This is a genomic window from Pseudomonas sp. IT-P4, from assembly GCF_949767755.1.
In the GTDB taxonomy this organism is placed as follows: domain Bacteria; phylum Pseudomonadota; class Gammaproteobacteria; order Pseudomonadales; family Pseudomonadaceae; genus Aquipseudomonas; species Aquipseudomonas monachiensis.
This window is the reverse complement of the sequence record NZ_CATKPX010000067.1, coordinates 65,666-81,712: the sequence shown is the minus strand read 5'-3', so window position 1 is coordinate 81,712 and position 16,047 is coordinate 65,666. Positions and strand designations below refer to the sequence as shown.

Annotated in this window: 15 protein-coding genes; 9 read left to right on the top strand and 6 right to left on the bottom strand. The window is 60.4% G+C overall.

What is annotated here, in order from left to right; translation table 11 throughout:
* Positions 1–16: 16 nt before the first annotated feature.
* Positions 17–880 carry an MBL fold metallo-hydrolase gene (locus ACM6IT_RS23550; protein WP_056727821.1) on the top strand — a complete coding sequence of 288 codons (864 nt, stop codon included), beginning with the start codon at positions 17–19 and terminating at the stop codon, positions 878–880.
* Here ACM6IT_RS23550 and ACM6IT_RS23545 read toward each other — a convergent pair.
* Complete coding sequence (locus ACM6IT_RS23545) at positions 871–2,571, bottom strand: hypothetical protein (protein ID WP_414918786.1); 1,701 nt, start codon at positions 2,569–2,571, stop codon at positions 871–873. The two genes, ACM6IT_RS23550 and ACM6IT_RS23545, sit on opposite strands and share 10 nt — an antisense overlap.
* Positions 2,572–2,710: 139 nt before the next feature.
* A complete protein-coding gene (bkdR, locus tag ACM6IT_RS23540) occupies positions 2,711–3,199 on the bottom strand; it encodes a Bkd operon transcriptional regulator BkdR (protein ID WP_046037311.1) in 489 nt (162 codons plus the stop codon).
* 185 nt (positions 3,200–3,384) lie between these two features.
* Here bkdR and ACM6IT_RS23535 point away from each other — a divergent pair, with 185 nt between their 5' ends.
* The 5 genes from ACM6IT_RS23535 (at position 3,385) to ACM6IT_RS23515 (ending at position 9,617) form a co-directional block, all read left to right on the top strand.
* The gene (locus ACM6IT_RS23535) at positions 3,385–4,620 is read left to right on the top strand and encodes a 3-methyl-2-oxobutanoate dehydrogenase (2-methylpropanoyl-transferring) subunit alpha (protein ID WP_056727828.1); all 1,236 of its coding nucleotides are present in this window, start codon (positions 3,385–3,387) and stop codon (positions 4,618–4,620) included.
* A 1-nt stretch (position 4,621) separates the two neighbouring features.
* The gene (locus ACM6IT_RS23530) at positions 4,622–5,680 is read left to right on the top strand and encodes an alpha-ketoacid dehydrogenase subunit beta (RefSeq protein WP_015095444.1); all 1,059 of its coding nucleotides are present in this window, start codon (positions 4,622–4,624) and stop codon (positions 5,678–5,680) included.
* On the top strand, positions 5,681–6,955 hold the full coding sequence (locus tag ACM6IT_RS23525) for a dihydrolipoamide acetyltransferase family protein (protein WP_414918785.1): 1,275 nt from the start codon (positions 5,681–5,683) through the stop codon (positions 6,953–6,955).
* Positions 6,956–6,973: 18 nt separating this feature from the next.
* Positions 6,974–8,356, top strand: a complete 1,383-nt coding sequence (gene lpdA, locus ACM6IT_RS23520; RefSeq protein ID WP_414913688.1) for a dihydrolipoyl dehydrogenase — start codon at positions 6,974–6,976, stop codon at positions 8,354–8,356.
* A 241-nt stretch (positions 8,357–8,597) separates the two neighbouring features.
* Positions 8,598–9,617 (top strand): branched-chain amino acid aminotransferase, encoded by a 1,020-nt coding sequence (locus ACM6IT_RS23515; RefSeq protein WP_008052737.1) that lies wholly within the window; start codon positions 8,598–8,600, stop codon positions 9,615–9,617.
* Positions 9,618–9,706: 89 nt separating this feature from the next.
* On the opposite strand, the gene ACM6IT_RS23510 is transcribed toward ACM6IT_RS23515, so the two are convergent.
* Positions 9,707–10,474: an ArsR/SmtB family transcription factor gene (locus tag ACM6IT_RS23510; protein ID WP_414918784.1), complete on the bottom strand. Its 768-nt coding sequence runs from the start codon at positions 10,472–10,474 to the stop codon at positions 9,707–9,709.
* 79 nt (positions 10,475–10,553) lie between these two features.
* Here ACM6IT_RS23510 and ACM6IT_RS23505 point away from each other — a divergent pair, with 79 nt between their 5' ends.
* The gene (locus tag ACM6IT_RS23505) at positions 10,554–11,663 is read left to right on the top strand and encodes a cytochrome P450 (protein WP_414918783.1); all 1,110 of its coding nucleotides are present in this window, start codon (positions 10,554–10,556) and stop codon (positions 11,661–11,663) included.
* An 11-nt stretch (positions 11,664–11,674) separates the two neighbouring features.
* On the opposite strand, the gene dmeF is transcribed toward ACM6IT_RS23505, so the two are convergent.
* The 3 genes from dmeF to ACM6IT_RS23490 all read right to left on the bottom strand — a co-directional run bounded on the left by dmeF (position 11,675) and on the right by ACM6IT_RS23490 (position 13,314).
* A complete protein-coding gene (gene dmeF / locus ACM6IT_RS23500; RefSeq protein ID WP_414913685.1) occupies positions 11,675–12,607 on the bottom strand; it encodes a CDF family Co(II)/Ni(II) efflux transporter DmeF in 933 nt (310 codons plus the stop codon).
* 13 nt (positions 12,608–12,620) lie between these two features.
* Positions 12,621–12,896: a metal/formaldehyde-sensitive transcriptional repressor gene (locus ACM6IT_RS23495; protein ID WP_008052742.1), complete on the bottom strand. Its 276-nt coding sequence runs from the start codon at positions 12,894–12,896 to the stop codon at positions 12,621–12,623.
* A 79-nt stretch (positions 12,897–12,975) separates the two neighbouring features.
* The gene (locus ACM6IT_RS23490) at positions 12,976–13,314 is read right to left on the bottom strand and encodes an FKBP-type peptidyl-prolyl cis-trans isomerase (RefSeq protein WP_414918782.1); all 339 of its coding nucleotides are present in this window, start codon (positions 13,312–13,314) and stop codon (positions 12,976–12,978) included.
* A gap of 171 nt (positions 13,315–13,485) precedes the next feature.
* Between ACM6IT_RS23490 and ACM6IT_RS23485 the strand changes: the two genes are divergently transcribed.
* Together ACM6IT_RS23485 and ACM6IT_RS23480 are read left to right on the top strand one after the other, a co-directional pair.
* Positions 13,486–14,559 carry a diguanylate cyclase domain-containing protein gene (locus ACM6IT_RS23485; RefSeq protein ID WP_414913684.1) on the top strand — a complete coding sequence of 358 codons (1,074 nt, stop codon included), beginning with the start codon at positions 13,486–13,488 and terminating at the stop codon, positions 14,557–14,559.
* A 191-nt stretch (positions 14,560–14,750) separates the two neighbouring features.
* The gene (locus tag ACM6IT_RS23480; RefSeq protein WP_056727841.1) at positions 14,751–16,043 is read left to right on the top strand and encodes an MFS transporter; all 1,293 of its coding nucleotides are present in this window, start codon (positions 14,751–14,753) and stop codon (positions 16,041–16,043) included.
* Positions 16,044–16,047 lie beyond the last annotated feature (4 nt).

Sequence of the window (16,047 nt, the reverse complement as noted above, 5' to 3'; positions counted from 1 at the left end):
GCACAGGTTCGTGTCCATGCCCGCGCTGATTGAAGCTTTCCTCGACCCCGCCTCCTCGACCTACAGCTACGTGGTCTACGAGGCTGATGGCGGGCAGTGTGCGATTGTCGACCCGGTGCTCGACTACGACGGGGCCTCCGGGCGTACCGCGACCACCCAGGCCGACAGGATCATCGCCTTCGTTCGCGCCCGCCACTTGCAAGTGCAATGGCTGCTGGAAACCCACGCCCATGCCGATCACCTGTCCGCCGCGCCGTATCTGCGCAGGGAGCTTGGCGGCAAAATCGCCATTGGCGAATCGATCAGCAAGGTCCAGGACGTGTTCAAGGCGCTGTTCAATCTGGAGCCTTCCTTTCACGTCGACGGTTCCCAGTTCGACCACCTGTTCGCCCCCGACGAATCGTTCATGATCGGCAACCTCAAGGCGACCGCCCTGCACGTGCCTGGCCATACCCCGGCGGACATGGCTTACCTGATCGACGGTGATGTGATTCTGGTGGGCGATACGATGTTCATGCCCGACGTCGGCTCTGCCCGATGTGACTTCCCCGGTGGCAATGCCAACCAGATGTTTGCCTCGATCCGGAAACTGCTGGCCTTCCCCGCCAGCGTGCGCCTCTACGTGTGCCACGACTATCCGCCCGAGGGTCGCGTGTCCCAATGCATGACTACCGTGGGTGAACAGCGCAAAAGCAATATCCACGTGCGAGACGGCATCGACGAAAAGGCCTTTGTGCAAATGCGCACCCGGCGCGATGCGGGGTTGGGGATGCCGACACTGTTGCTGCCGGCGATCCAGGTGAATGTGCGGGCGGGGAACTTGCCGCCCGCGGAAGACAATGGTGTGACTTACTTGAAGATTCCGATCAATCAGTTGTGACTGCCGGGCAGCACCTCCTGCTTGTGCCACTGCCGGGACGCCGTGCTGTAGGTAAACGCGAGAACCTGACCGGCAGAGATGACATGTTCAAGTTCATCCGTGCCCTGGGAGTGGCCGATTCGGGTGGTATAGAGTGCATCGCACACGATCAGCACCACACTGTTGGCGGGAGCTTCCGCCGGCAAGTACACCAACGGCGCGTAATTGCCGACCGACAATGTATAGCGAATAAATTTCTCGCCGTCGCAAGGCGCCGCAATCACATGTCCGTGCTCATTCGGCGAGCATTCGCGCACCTGCAACGCCCATTGGCGCGAGCCATCAAGACACACCAGGGCAACCACCTCCCCCTTCGATAGACGGACGCCAGGCAGCGGAACATCACTGCCACGCAGATCCAGCTCACATTCGGCGTCCGCATCCGAGCAAACCAGCAACCGGTGTGGCTCTTCATCAAGAATCGGCGGCAGCGCCACTGTTTCAGTCCAGTGCGCGTCATCGATCTGCAAGATCATATGCCGGGCGCTTGGCATGCCTTGAACGCCAATGCTCGTCGGGCTGGCCTGTACAACATCAGGAATGCCCAACGCTCGGCTGCGGAACTGGTTGGAAAAGATGATGTTGTCCACCAGGCGATGCCGTAACGACCAATCGCAATTGATGATGTAGTACTTCATGATCGGATGGCTGGCGGAGCCGGCAGCAAACCATGACATCAACGAGCCCGAAATATCTTTGGCGCCGTCGAATGGAAAAGTCATGCGATGGGCTTGAATTGCCCGCAACTCACCAAAGGGTTTGGTTTCATTGCCGACCCGGTCAATAAACGCTTTTAGCTCACCATCCGACGGTGTATTCGAGCCTATCCAGCGTTGATTGACGGCGTTCCAAAAAAGCGCATCCCTGGGATCGGCGTTGTATGAAATGACGACATTTTTATAGTTTGGCAACGCCCATATTTGCGACACCGTCAGATCTCGATACACAGGCGATATGATCGATTCGCCCAAATAGGACTTTATTATTCCAGCTAGTTCACGATGGGCTGCGGCCGTAAAATTCCTGAACTGATGAAAATTCAGAATCACGATCTCGCGTTTAGTGTCCCCTTCAGAGTTTTGACGAAACATGCGCACAGCATCGAGAACATCGCCCTGGACCGTTCGCCCGTTGTTTGTCGAATGAAAAATCGAATAACGCCGTGGATCACCAACCAATAGTCCCGAATAATGTTGAACCCTGAGATCCAGCACTCGAATACCGGCAGTCAATTGATGGTAGGGCGCGACGTCCTGACATACCTCCAGACTAGGGACATGCTTTGCTTGTTTATCGAAAGCTGAATTGTGAGTGCCGGGGAGAATCGCCATATGAATCGGCAAGTTGCTGACAACACCGTAAGCGCGCATCCAGTGGTTACGAATGTTATTGAAGGGTTTGCATATCCCGCCACTCCAACTCCCATTCGGGCACCAACCGGCGGTAATTCCAATATCGCTCTCCAGGGCAGATGGACCCGGCCCTCCGTCCAGAGCGGCCTGGATATCCATCAAATCAGTTCCACCCATGTCCTCGACAAAGGGCTCAAAAACAGGAGGAACATATTCTTTTATATTTCCGTAATCATCCAAATCATCTGGATTGACGTCCAGCGAGTAGGCCAAAGCAATTTTATCTAATACAGGCTTCATTATGTTTCACTCTAGTTAATCAATAGTGGAGAGCAAAACATAAAGAAAACCGCACCACACAAATACAAGCTCAAACTGTAGAACGGCGTTGTACAGCTGTGACTTATTGCGTCAGTAAAAGCAGTGACACCGCCAATCCTTATTTATCCAGCGTCAACCCATTGGCCGGTAACGGCAGCGCGGTCTTGTACCGCACTTGCTTGAGCGCAAAGCTCGAACGGATGTTCGCTACCCCCGGCACCTTGGTCAGAAAGTCCATCATGAAACGCTCCAGCGACTGAATGGTCGGCACCAGCACCCGGATCAGATAGTCCGGGTCGCCTGCCATCAGGTAGCACTCCATCACCTCGGGACGATCGGAAATCGCCTCTTCGAAATGCTGCAACGCCTCCTCCACCTGTTTCTCCAGGCTGACGTGAATGAACACGTTCACATGCAGCCCCAGCAGGTCGGCGTCCAGCAGCGTCACTTGCTCGCGAATCACCCCCAGTTCTTCCATGGCCTTGACCCGGTTGAAACACGGCGTCGGCGACAGGTTCACCGAACGCGCCAGGTCGGCGTTGGTGATGCGCGCGTTCTCCTGAAGGCTGTTGAGAATGCCGATATCGGTACGGTCCAGTTTGCGCATGAGATAAAAACACCTGTTTTTTATGTTTATGCAGGTTTTTTATCTGCAAATGATCTTCAGCGCAACGAAACAGAGAGAAATATTCTTCTTCGGCGGGCCTATGATTGTTGTAGGACAAGATTTCTTCTACCGAACGAAATCTGTCAGCTCACTACAAGAAATTCACAAGATCGAGCGTAGAAGCCATGACCCAAGCGTATGAACCGCTGCGCCTGCACGTCCCCGAACCCTCGGGCCGTCCCGGCTGTAAAACCGACTTCTCCTACCTGCATCTGACCGATGCCGGCACGGTGCGCAAACCCCAAATCGACGTTGAACCGGCTGACACGGCTGACTTGGCCCGTGGCCTGATTCGCGTGCTCGACGACCAGGGCAATGCCCTCGGTCCCTGGGCCGAAGGCGTCTCTAGCGAGATCCTGCGCAAGGGCATGCGTGCCATGCTCAAGACCCGCATCTACGACAACCGCATGGTGGTCGCCCAGCGTCAGAAAAAGATGTCGTTCTACATGCAGAGCCTTGGCGAAGAAGCCATCGGCAGCGCCCAGGCCCTGGCCCTGAACATCGACGACATGTGTTTCCCGACCTACCGCCAGCAAAGCATCCTGATGGCCCGCGACGTGCCGCTGGTCGGCCTGATCTGCCAGCTGCTGTCCAACGAGCGCGATCCGCTCAAGGGACGTCAGTTGCCAATCATGTACTCGGTCAAGGAGTCCGGTTTCTTCACCATCTCCGGCAACCTCGCCACCCAGTTCATCCAGGGCGTGGGCTGGGGCATGGCCTCGGCGATCAAGGGCGACACCAAAATCGCCTCGGCCTGGATCGGCGACGGCGCCACCGCCGAGTCGGACTTCCACACCGCCCTGACCTTCGCCCACGTGTACCGCGCGCCGGTGATCCTCAACGTGGTCAACAACCAGTGGGCGATCTCCACCTTCCAGGCGATTGCCGGTGGTGAAGCGACCACCTTCGCCGGGCGCGGCGTCGGTTGCGGCATTGCCTCCCTGCGGGTCGACGGCAACGATTTCTATGCGGTCTACGCCGCCTCGGCCTGGGCTGCCGAACGTGCGCGCCGTGGCCTCGGCCCGACCATGATCGAATGGGTCACCTACCGCGCCGGCCCGCACTCGACCTCCGATGATCCGTCGAAATACCGTCCCGCCGATGACTGGAGCCACTTCCCCCTGGGTGATCCGATCGCACGCCTCAAGCAGCACCTGATCAAGACCGGTCACTGGTCCGAAGAGGAGCACGCCGCGGTCAGCGCCGAGCTGGAAGCCGAAGTGATCGCCGCACAGAAAGAAGCCGAACAGTACGGCACCCTCGCCGGCGGCCAGATTCCAAGCGCCGCGACCATGTTCGAAGACGTCTACAAAGAGATGCCGGAGCACTTGAAGCGCCAGCGCCAAGAGTTGGGGATCTGACATGAACGATCACAACAACAATATCGAGCTGGAAACCGCCATGACCACGACCACCATGACCATGATCCAGGCCCTGCGCTCGGCCATGGATGTGATGCTTGAGCGTGATGACAACGTCGTGGTCTTCGGCCAGGACGTGGGCTACTTCGGCGGAGTGTTCCGCTGCACCGAAGGCCTGCAGAACAAGTACGGCACCTCCCGGGTGTTCGACGCGCCGATCTCCGAAAGCGGCATCGTCGGTGTCGCCGTGGGCATGGGCGCCTACGGCCTGCGTCCGGTGGCCGAGATCCAGTTCGCCGACTACGTCTACCCGGCCTCCGACCAGATCATTTCCGAAGCCGCCCGCCTGCGTTATCGCTCGGCCGGCGAGTTCACCGCGCCGATGACCCTGCGCATGCCTTGCGGCGGCGGCATCTACGGCGGCCAGACCCACAGCCAGAGCATCGAGGCGATGTTCACCCAGGTCTGCGGTTTGCGCACGGTGATGCCGTCCAACCCGTACGACGCCAAGGGCCTTTTGATTGCCTCCATCGAAAACGATGACCCGGTGATCTTCCTCGAGCCAAAACGCCTGTACAACGGCCCGTTCGACGGCCATCACGACCGCCCGGTAACCCCGTGGTCGAAGCACCCCGCCGCGCAAGTGCCGGATGGCTACTACACCGTGCCGCTGGACGTCGCTGCGATCACCCGTCCGGGCAAGGACGTCACCGTGCTGACCTACGGCACCACCGTGTACGTGTCGCAAGTCGCTGCTGAAGAAAGCGGCGTCGACGCCGAAGTCATCGACCTGCGCAGCCTGTGGCCGCTGGACCTGGAAACCATCGTCAAGTCGGTGAAAAAGACCGGCCGTTGCGTGGTGGTGCACGAAGCCACACGCACCTGCGGCTTCGGCGCCGAACTGGTGTCGCTGGTGCAGGAACATTGCTTCCATCACCTGGAAGCGCCGATCGAACGCGTCACCGGTTGGGACACCCCTTACCCGCACGCGCAAGAGTGGGCGTATTTCCCAGGTCCGTCCCGAGTGGGCGCGGCGTTGAAACGGGTCATGGAGGTTTGAATGGGCACGCACGTCATTAAAATGCCGGACATTGGTGAAGGCATTGCAGAAGTTGAATTGTCGGTATGGCACGTCAAGGTCGGCGACATGGTCGTCGAAGATCAGGTACTGGCCGATGTGATGACCGACAAGGCGATGGTCGATATCCCGTCGCCAGTGCATGGCAAGGTCATCGCCCTCGGCGGACAGCCGGGCGAAGTCATGGCGGTCGGCAGTGTGCTGATCAGCATTGAAGTCGAAGGCGCGGGCAACGTTAAGGAGTCGGCGCAACCGGCACCTGTTAAAGAAGCCCCGGTGGCCGCAGCCAAAGTTGAAACCGTGGTTGAAAGCAAACCGGTCGCTGCCCCATCGCCGAAAGCTGCCGTCTGCCAGGGCCCGATGGTGGCTCGCGCAGCCGATGAGCGTCCGCTGGCCTCCCCGGCCGTGCGCAAGCATGCGCTGGACCTCGGCATTCAATTGCGCCTGGTGCGTGGCACCGGCCCCGCCGGCCGCGTACTGCATGAAGACCTCGACGCCTACCTGACCCAGGGTCAGTCGAACGCTTCGGCACCGGTGGCGGCTGCTTACGCCCAACGTACCGATGAACAGCAGATCCCGGTGATCGGCATGCGCCGCAAGATCGCCCAGCGCATGCAGGACGCCACCCAGCGTGCCGCCCACTTCAGTTATGTCGAAGAAATCGACGTCACCGCCGTGGAAGAGCTGCGCGCGCACCTCAATGAAAAACACGGTGCGACCCGTGGCAAGCTGACTTTGCTGCCGTTCCTGGTCCGCGCCATGGTCGTCGCCCTGCGCGACTTCCCGCAAATGAACGCTCGCTACGACGACGAAGCCCAGGTCATCACCCGCCTCGGCGCGGTGCATGTGGGCGTCGCGACCCAGAGCGATGTCGGCCTGATGGTACCGGTGGTACGTCACGCCGAAGCTCGCAGCCTGTGGGACAGCGCGGCGGAAATCGCTCGCCTGGCCAACGCTGCGCGCAACGGCAAGGCCAGCCGCGATGAACTGTCCGGCTCGACCATCACCCTGACCAGCCTTGGCGCCTTGGGCGGCATCGTCAGCACGCCGGTGCTGAACCTGCCGGAAGTGGCGATCGTCGGCGTGAACAAGATCGTCGAGCGGCCAATGGTGATCAAAGGCCAGATCGTGATCCGCAAGATGATGAACCTCTCCAGCTCCTTCGATCACCGCGTGGTCGACGGCATGGACGCGGCGCTATTCATCCAGGCCATCCGTGGCTTGCTCGAACAACCCGCTACCTTGTTTGTGGACTGATTTTTGTTGGAGAGCACCATGCAAACTTTGAACACCACGCTGCTGATCATCGGCGGCGGCCCCGGCGGTTATGTGACAGCGATCCGTGCCGGCCAGTTGGGCATCCCGACCATCCTGGTAGAAGGCCAATCCCTGGGCGGCACCTGCCTGAACATCGGCTGCATTCCGTCCAAGGCACTGATTCACGTCGCCGAGCAGTTTCACCAGACCCGGCACCACCATCAGCTTTCGCCCCTGGGCATCAGCGTTTCCGCGCCGACGCTGGACATCACCAAGAGCGTCGAATGGAAAGACGGCATCGTCGATCGCCTGACCACCGGCGTTGCCGCGCTGCTGAAAAAGAACAAGGTCCAGGTCATCCAAGGCTGGGCCAAAGTGGTTGACGGTAAAACCGTGGATGTCGGCGACACGCGCATCCAGTGCGAGCACCTGGTGCTGGCCACCGGTTCGAAAAGCGTGAACCTGCCGATGTTGCCGATTGGCGGACCGATCATCTCGTCCACCGAAGCCCTGGTGCCGACCTCCGTGCCCAAGCGCTTGATTGTGGTCGGCGGTGGCTACATCGGCCTGGAGCTGGGCATTGCCTATCGCAAGCTCGGCGCCGAGGTCAGCGTGGTGGAAGCGCAGGAACGCATCCTGCCGGCCTACGATGCCGAACTGACCCAACCGGTGCACGACGAACTGAGAAAACTCGGTGTGAAGCTTTACTTGAAGCATAGCGTGCAAGGCTTTGATTCAAAAGAAAATACCTTGCAGATTTTGGCCCCGAACGGCGCGACCCTGAACCTGGAAACCGATCAGGTGCTGGTGGCCGTCGGTCGCAAGCCGAACACCCAGGGCTGGAACCTCGAAGCGCTGAACCTGGACATGAACGGTTCGTCGATCAAGATCGACCACCGCTGCCAGACCAGCATGCGCAACGTGTATGCCATCGGTGACCTGAGCGGCGAACCGATGCTCGCGCACCGGGCCATGGCCCAGGGCGAGATGGTCGCCGAGCTGATCAGCGGTAAATCCCGTGAGTTCAACCCGACCGCCATCGCCGCCGTGTGCTTCACCGACCCGGAACTGGTGGTGGTCGGCAAGACCCCGGACGAGGCCAATGCCGCCGGCCTGGATTGCATCGTGTCGAGCTTCCCGTTCGCCGCCAATGGCCGGGCGATGACCCTGGAGTCGAAAAGCGGCTTCGTGCGGGTGGTCGCCCGTCGGGACAATCATGTGATTGTCGGCTGGCAAGCGGTGGGCGTCGGCGTGTCGGAGTTGTCCACGGCGTTCGCGCAAAGCCTGGAGATGGGCGCGCGGCTGGAAGACATCGGCGGCACCATCCATGCGCACCCGACCCTGGGTGAAGCGGTGCAGGAAGCGGCGTTGCGCGCTCTGGGACATGCGTTGCACCTGTAAAGATCAAAAGATCGCAGCCTTCGGCAGCTCCTACAGGTGGCCACCGATCCCGTAGGAGCTGCCGCAGGCTGCGATCTTTTCGACGAAGAACCGGGAAGTTTAATAAGCAGGCTAATAAATCTGCTTCTCCCCCTATCGTCTGGGCTGCGATTTAGCCCAAGAATGAAGTATTGTTGTCCCCATCCAAAAAACGTCAGAAGCCTTGAACCGTTTCGACGGTTGTTCAGTGATAGAGGGTGTCATGGGTAACGAAAGCATCAATTGGGACAAGCTGGGTTTTGACTACATCAAGACCGACAAGCGCTATCTGTCGTACTTTCGCAATGGCGAGTGGGACAAAGGCACCCTGACCGAAGATAACGTGCTGCACATCAGCGAAGGCTCCACAGCCCTTCACTATGGCCAGCAATGCTTCGAGGGCATGAAGGCCTATCGTTGCAAGGACGGCTCGATCAACCTGTTCCGCCCGGACCAGAACGCCCTGCGCATGCAGCGCAGCTGCGCCCGCCTGCTGATGCCGCAGGTGGAAACCGAGCAGTTCATCGAAGCCTGCAAGGCAGTGGTGCGTGCCAACGAGCGTTTCATTCCACCGTACGGCACCGGCGGCGCGCTGTACCTGCGCCCGTTCGTGATCGGCGTGGGTGACAACATCGGCGTGCGTACCGCCCCCGAGTTCATCTTCTCGATCTTCTGCATTCCGGTCGGCGCCTACTTCAAGGGCGGCCTGACCCCGCACAACTTCCAGATTTCCAGCTACGACCGCGCCGCGCCACAAGGCACCGGAGCCGCCAAGGTCGGTGGCAACTACGCCGCCAGCCTGATGCCGGGCTCCAAGGCCAAGAAAGCCCACTTCGCCGACGCCATCTACCTGGATCCGATGACCCACACCAAGATCGAGGAAGTCGGTTCGGCCAACTTCTTCGGGATCACCCACGACAACAAGTTCGTGACCCCGAACTCGCCATCGGTACTGCCGGGTATCACCCGTCTGTCGCTGATCGAGCTGGCCAAGACCCGTCTGGGCCTGGAAGTGATCGAAGGCGACGTGTTCATCGACAAGCTCTCCGACTTCAAGGAAGCCGGTGCTTGCGGTACCGCTGCGGTGATCACGCCGATTGGCGGGATCGACTACAACGACCACCTGCACGTGTTCCACAGCGAAACCGAAGTCGGCCCGGTCACCCAGAAGCTCTACAAAGAGCTGACCGGCGTGCAAACCGGCGACATCGAAGCGCCAGCGGGCTGGATCGTCAAGGTTTGACCTGACGCCAGACGCACAAAAGCCCCCCATCGGGTGACCGATGGGGGGCTTTTTCATGAGCGTAAAAAGATCGCAGCCTGCGGCAGCTCCTACAATGGATATTTCGCAGCCCCTGTAGGAGCTGCCGCAGGCTGCGATCTTTTGCTCTTCTCCTCAATATCCAACCGCAACTCAACCCCGAACCGCCCCGCCATCTCCCTGCGCCCCAACGCCGTCAACGCCAATGCCCGAGTGTCCAGATCCTGGGTCACCCACTTGCGCCTGAGCGCCGTTTGCAGCAACGCCGCCCCCAGCGACCCGCCCAGATGCGGCCGGCGCATGCTCCAGTCCAGGCACGGGCAGGCAAAACGACGGCGCAAGGTGCTCAAGTCCTGCACTTCGATCCCGAGTCCTTGAAACATTGCCGTACCGCTGTCGCTCAAGCGATAGGCCTGTTCGTCGGTTTCCTCAAGCCAGCCCGCTTCAAGCATCCGGTCATGCAACAGCACGGCCAGGGTTCCCGCCATGTGGTCGTAGCAGGTGCGGGCAAATTGCAGGCGATCCGGGGTGCGCGCCTGGAAGCTTGGCGCGCTGTTCTGGCCGATCACCATCAGTGCCTCCAGGGCCTGGGCCACGCGTTTGTCCGCCAGGCTGTAATAGCGGTGACGTCCCTGAACGTGCAGCCGCACCAGTGCCAGTTCCTTGAGTTTGGCCAAGTGGGCACTGGCGGTCGACGCGCTGACTTCGGCCACCGCCGCCAGTTCGGTGCTGGTGCGGGCGTGGCCGTCCATCAGCGAGCAGAGGATTTTCGTCCGTGCCGGCTCAGCGATGGCTGCCGCCACCTGCGAGACGCCGATGTCGTGTTGTTCTGCGCTCATATTTCGCTCCCGGACGAATCAATGCCCTTTCGGACTGGAGATAGTAGCAACACTTTCCAACAACAAAAGGCTGTGCCCCATGGACCCGATCATCGCTGCAACCCATGCCGATCCTTATTCCTACTACGCACAATTGCGTGCCGAAGGTGGGCTGGCCTTTCATCCGGGGCTGAACCTGTGGGTGGCCAGCAGCGCCCGGGCGGTGGCCGCCGTGCTGGCGCATCCCGATTGCCACGTTCGCCCCGCGCACGAACCAGTCCCCAGGGCAATTGCCGACGGCATGGCCGGCCAGGTGTTCGGCCAATTGATGCGCATGAATGAAGGTGAGCGCCAACGTTGCCCACGGTCGGCGATTGCGCCGGGGCTGGAGTTGATCGATGCGCGGGAAGTCGAAGCCCTGGTCGGCGCCCGATTGATCACCGCGGATGCCGCTGGCCTGTACAATGCCATGTTTCGTGGACCGGTGTGCGTGGTGGCGGCGTTGTTGGGGTTCACCCCGGCCCAGGGCCGCGCCATCAGCGAGCTGACGGCGGATTTCGTCGCCTGCCTGTCGCCCTTGAGCAACGCGGCACAATTGACCGCCGCCCACGCTGCCGCCGAACAATTGAGCGGTTACTTCATCGAATTGCTCGACGATGCGCACCACCACAGCCAATTGCTTGCAGGTATCGGCCAGCGCTTCGCATCCGGCACACCGCAAACCCTGATCGCCAACCTGATAGGCCTGCTCTCCCAGACCTTCGAGGCCACTGCCGGGCTGATCGGCAACGCCGTGCTGACATTGATTGAACACCCGTCGCTGCGCAGCGAATCACCCCCTGTCGAAGACCTGCTGGCCGAAGTGCAGCGCTTCGACCCGCCGGTACAGAACACCCGCCGCTTCGTCGCCGCCCCCTGCGAAATTGATGGCGTAAAGCTGAACGCCACCGACGTGATCCTGGTGCTGCTGGCCTCGGCCAATCGCGACCCGCAGCTCAACGACAACCCCGACACCTTCCTGCTCGAGCGCCCGAACCGGCGCAGCTTTACCTTCGGTGCGGGGCGCCATCAATGTCCGGGGCAACACCTGGCGTTGAGCATTGCCGGCGCCACGCTCAAGCAGCTTCTGGCGATAGGGCCGGCACTGGAGCAGCTGAAATGGCAATACCGCCCATCCACGAATGGACGGATTGCGCTGTTCAGTGATTGAGCGAAAACCGCTCAAGCCGTGCGGTATTCGACGGTCAGGTGAGACAGTTCATGGACCGGCGCCAGGCGTTCGCGAATGGTGTCGGCACTGACATTGGCCGCGGCCACAACGCTGACAATCGCGGCCCGTGCCTGGGGGCCGACCTGCCAGACATGCAGATCGCTGATGCGCACATCGTCCGATGACTCCAGCAGTTCACGGATTTCATCGGCAACGTGCTCATCCGTGACATCGAGCAACACCGCAGCGCTGTCACGCATCAATCCAACGGCCCATTTCGCGATCACGATGGCGCCCACGATGCCCATCACCGGGTCCAGCCACACCCACCCCAGATAGCGCCCGGCCAGCAATGCGGCAATCGCCAGCACCGACGTCAAGGCATCGGCCAGCACATGGACATAAGCCGAGCGCAGGTTGTTGTCGTGATGGTGATGATGGCCGTGCTCATGGCTGTGTCCGTGATCGTGACCATGATGACCGTGGCCGCCCGCCAGCAAAAAGGCACTGGCGATGTTCACCGCCAGCCCCACCACTGCAATCACCGTCGCTTCGGTGAATGCCACGGTCGTTGGTTGAAACAGACGATAGACTGATTCACCGGCAATGCCGATCGCCACCAGTCCCAGCACCATGGCCGAGGCAAATCCGGCGAGATCCCCGACCTTGCCTGTGCCAAAGCTGTAACGCGCGTTATTGGCATTGCGCCGTGCGAATCCATAGGCCGCCGCCGCGATGCCCAAGGCCCCGGCATGGGTGGCCATGTGAAAACCATCGGCCAGCAGCGCCATGGAACCGGTGAGGTAACCGGCGGCAATTTCGCCAATCATCATTACAAACGTCAACGCCACCACCCATAAGGTGCGTCGGGCGTTTTCATCATGGGATGCGCCGAGAAACACATGGTCATGGGCAAAACGCGAAGCCTGGGGTGTCTGTTTCATGGAATTCAGGCCTCTATTTGGCATAACGACGGATGGCCAGCAACAAGTCTTCCACGCCCTGGGCGCGATCCTCATCGCTCAAGTCCGGATGGGCCACGTGCTCGCGGGCATGAGCGTCGATGAACTGCTCCAGCAAACCATTGACCGCGCCCCGGATGGCGGCGACCAGGTGCAGGGTCTTGGCACAATCGGCGTCGGACTCAAGCGCTCGCTCCACGGCTTCTACCTGCCCGGCAATCCGTCTGACCCGCTTGATCAAGTCATCCTTGTGTTCGTGAATGTGCGACATACCTATACCCCCTACCCCTATATGGCGCGTATGTTCGCCGAAAGAGCGGAACCTGGCAAGTTGGCTGGCCAACTACAAGTCAATCATCCCGCGTCAGCACTTCCAGCAGCTCGATCTCGAAAATCAGGTTCGAATTCGGCGTGATCTTGCCCATGGTGCGTTCGCCATAGGCCAGGTGCGCCGGTACCAGCAATTTGCGCTTGCCACCGACTTGCATGCCCATGATGCCCTGGTCCCAACCCTTGATGACCCGCCCGGTACCGATCACGCACTGGAAGGGTTTGCCCCGGCTGTAGGAAGAGTCGAATTCGCTGCCGTCCTCCAGCCGGCCACGGTACTGGGTAGTGATCAGTGCGCCTTTTACGGCGGCTTTTCCGTCACCCACCTGAAGATCGATTACCTGAAGCTCGTCTTTCATTGAATTCACTCGTATGCTCTCTCGCCCTCAAGGGCCTGATGGGCGCCGTTTTCCCAGATTTGCCCTTGATTGGCAACCATTGCCACCTCCCGCGCGACGTTTAAAGCTGTTTGCTGAACTAAAATAATCAACAATTACCCTACGGTTCACCGCCCTGATGGCCATCCCCGAATGATCCTGCTCTGGACCAGCGTCATCCTTGGTTCAACGACGCTTACCCTGATCGTCGCGCTGGTCTGGCGCGAACGTTCGCTGCAAAAACAACTGGCCGAATATCGCAGCATCGTCACCCGCCTCTCCGAAGGCCAGAGCATCCACCAGGACGGCGATGTCGAGCGCTTCAAACGCAGCCAGTACTTTGCCCGCATCGGCACCTGGGACTGGGATGTCGACACCGACCGATTGTATTGGTCAGATGCGATTTTCGGCATGTTCGGCTTCAAGATCGGCGAAGTGACACCCTCCTACGCACTGTTTTGCTCCTGCGTTCATCCAGACGACCGGCCCAGGGTTCGGGCCGGCGAAATGCGCTGCCTGGAAACCGGCGAAAACCATGACGAGGAATACCGCGTGGTCTGGCCCGACGGAACGATCCGCTGGCTGCGGGAAACCGGCAACGTGGTCAAGAACGACCACGACGAAACAATCAAGATGATGGGCGTGGTGCGCGACATCACCGAAGAAAAGGCCTCGGCCAACTACCTCAAGCACTTGGCCCATTACGACCCCTTGACCGGCCTGCCCAATCGCCTGGTGCTCGAAGAGCGCCTGTCCGAAGCCCTGGAGCTCGCGCGCACCAGTGCCACGCGGGTGGCGCTGGTATTTGTCGACCTCAATGGCTTCAAGGCCATCAACGATCATTATGGTCATGCCGCCGGCGACCGCGTGCTGGTCACGACCGCCACACGGCTCAAGCGCATCCTGCGCGGCACCGACACCGTCGCCCGGATCGGTGGCGACGAATTCGTGGTCATCCTCCAGGGCCTGCCCCAAGGCAAAAGCCTGCAAGACGAAGCGCGCACCATCTGCCAGAAAATCTTCGTCGAACTCTCCCCGCCCGTCACCATCGGCAACGACCAGCGCCACATCGGCACCAGCCTCGGCGTCGCCGTGTTCCCCGATCATGCACCAAGCATTGACCGCTTGCTGCACATTGCCGACCTGGCGATGTATGAGGCCAAGCGCAGTGGGAACAATCAGTATCGGCTGGGCACCGAAAGCGTGGTGCGGGCACATAGCGAATAGCACTTCGTCGACGGGTGCCTGTACCGGTAACTGCACGAGCGAGTCCACCGATACATTGATCCGCTTCGCGCATCAATGCATGCCAACAATGCAATTAACATATCGATGCCTCTGCTCCACTATCCGCCCCAATAAGAACCGTGCGCCGCGTCCAGGCAGCGCATGTCATAAAAGCGGTGGAGTACTTATCGATGACAGCCTCAATCCCGCGCGGACGCTCTCGCGCCAGTGCCATTTTCCGGGTCACCTCGGGCAACTTCCTCGAACAGTTCGACTTCTTCCTTTTCGGCTTCTATGCCACGCAGATCGCTGCCGTGTTCTTTCCGGCCAGCAGCGAATTCGCCTCTCTGATGATGACCTTCGCCGTGTTCGGTGCAGGCTTTTTGATGCGTCCGTTGGGCGCCGTGGTGCTGGGCGCCTATATCGATGATGTGGGTCGACGCAAAGGGTTGATCGTGACCCTGTCGATCATGGCCAGCGGCACCATCCTGATTGTGCTGGTGCCCGGTTACGAAACCATAGGTTTGTTCGCCCCGGCCCTGGTGCTGATCGGGCGGCTGCTGCAAGGCTTTTCCGCCGGTGCGGAACTGGGCGGCGTATCGGTGTATCTCGCCGAGATCGCCACACCCGGCCACAAGGGCTTTTTCACCAGTTGGCAGTCGGGCAGCCAGCAGGTGGCGATCATTGTCGCCGCCGCCCTGGGTTACGCCTTGAACCAGTGGATGGCACCGAGTGTGATTGTCGATTGGGGCTGGCGGATTCCGTTCTTCGTCGGCTGCATGATCGTGCCGTTCATCTTCCTGCTGCGCCGCAACCTGGAGGAAACCGAAGAGTTCGCCAACCGCAAACACCGCCCGAGCATGGGTGAAGTGTTCCGCACCCTGGGGAAAAACTGGCTGACCGTGTTCGCGGGCATGATGATGGTCGCCCTGACCACCACCGCGTTCTACCTGATCACGGTGTACGCGCCGACCTTCGGTAAAACCGTGCTGCACCTGAGCACGTCCGATGCGTTGCTGGTGACATTGCTGGTGGGCGTTTCGAATTTCATCTGGCTGCCGATCGGCGGCGCACTCTCGGACCGCATCGGTCGACGCCCGGTGTTGATCGCCATGGCCCTGCTGGCCATCGCCACCACTTACCCGGTGCTGACCTATCTGGTGAACGCGCCCAGCTTCCTCCACATGCTAATGGTGCTGTTGTGGCTGTCGTTCATCTACGGCCTGTACAACGGCGCGATGATCCCGGCGCTGACGGAGATCATGCCCGTGGAAGTCCGGGTGGCCGGTTTCTCCCTTGCCTATAGCCTGGCCACGGCCGTGTTCGGCGGGTTCACCCCGGCGATGTCGACCTTGCTGATCCAGTACACCGGCGACAAGGCGGCACCGGGTTACTGGATGAGCTTTGCAGCACTTTGCGCACTGTGCGCCACGCTCATGCTCTATCGCCGCGCCTCGAATCATCTGCAACCGGTGGCGTCGTGAACCG

Coding starts and splice junctions, on each gene's coding strand:
- ACM6IT_RS23550 (WP_056727821.1), top strand. CDS start 17: ATGCCCGCGCTGATTGAAGCTTTCCTCGACCCCGCCTCCTCGACCTAC.
- ACM6IT_RS23545 (WP_414918786.1), bottom strand. CDS start 2,571: ATGAAGCCTGTATTAGATAAAATTGCTTTGGCCTACTCGCTGGACGTC.
- bkdR (WP_046037311.1), bottom strand. CDS start 3,199: ATGCGCAAACTGGACCGTACCGATATCGGCATTCTCAACAGCCTTCAG.
- ACM6IT_RS23535 (WP_056727828.1), top strand. CDS start 3,385: ATGACCCAAGCGTATGAACCGCTGCGCCTGCACGTCCCCGAACCCTCG.
- ACM6IT_RS23530 (WP_015095444.1), top strand. CDS start 4,622: ATGAACGATCACAACAACAATATCGAGCTGGAAACCGCCATGACCACG.
- ACM6IT_RS23525 (WP_414918785.1), top strand. CDS start 5,681: ATGGGCACGCACGTCATTAAAATGCCGGACATTGGTGAAGGCATTGCA.
- lpdA (WP_414913688.1), top strand. CDS start 6,974: ATGCAAACTTTGAACACCACGCTGCTGATCATCGGCGGCGGCCCCGGC.
- ACM6IT_RS23515 (WP_008052737.1), top strand. CDS start 8,598: ATGGGTAACGAAAGCATCAATTGGGACAAGCTGGGTTTTGACTACATC.
- ACM6IT_RS23510 (WP_414918784.1), bottom strand. CDS start 10,474: ATGAGCGCAGAACAACACGACATCGGCGTCTCGCAGGTGGCGGCAGCC.
- ACM6IT_RS23505 (WP_414918783.1), top strand. CDS start 10,554: ATGGACCCGATCATCGCTGCAACCCATGCCGATCCTTATTCCTACTAC.
- dmeF (WP_414913685.1), bottom strand. CDS start 12,607: ATGAAACAGACACCCCAGGCTTCGCGTTTTGCCCATGACCATGTGTTT.
- ACM6IT_RS23495 (WP_008052742.1), bottom strand. CDS start 12,896: ATGTCGCACATTCACGAACACAAGGATGACTTGATCAAGCGGGTCAGA.
- ACM6IT_RS23490 (WP_414918782.1), bottom strand. CDS start 13,314: ATGAAAGACGAGCTTCAGGTAATCGATCTTCAGGTGGGTGACGGAAAA.
- ACM6IT_RS23485 (WP_414913684.1), top strand. CDS start 13,486: ATGATCCTGCTCTGGACCAGCGTCATCCTTGGTTCAACGACGCTTACC.
- ACM6IT_RS23480 (WP_056727841.1), top strand. CDS start 14,751: ATGACAGCCTCAATCCCGCGCGGACGCTCTCGCGCCAGTGCCATTTTC.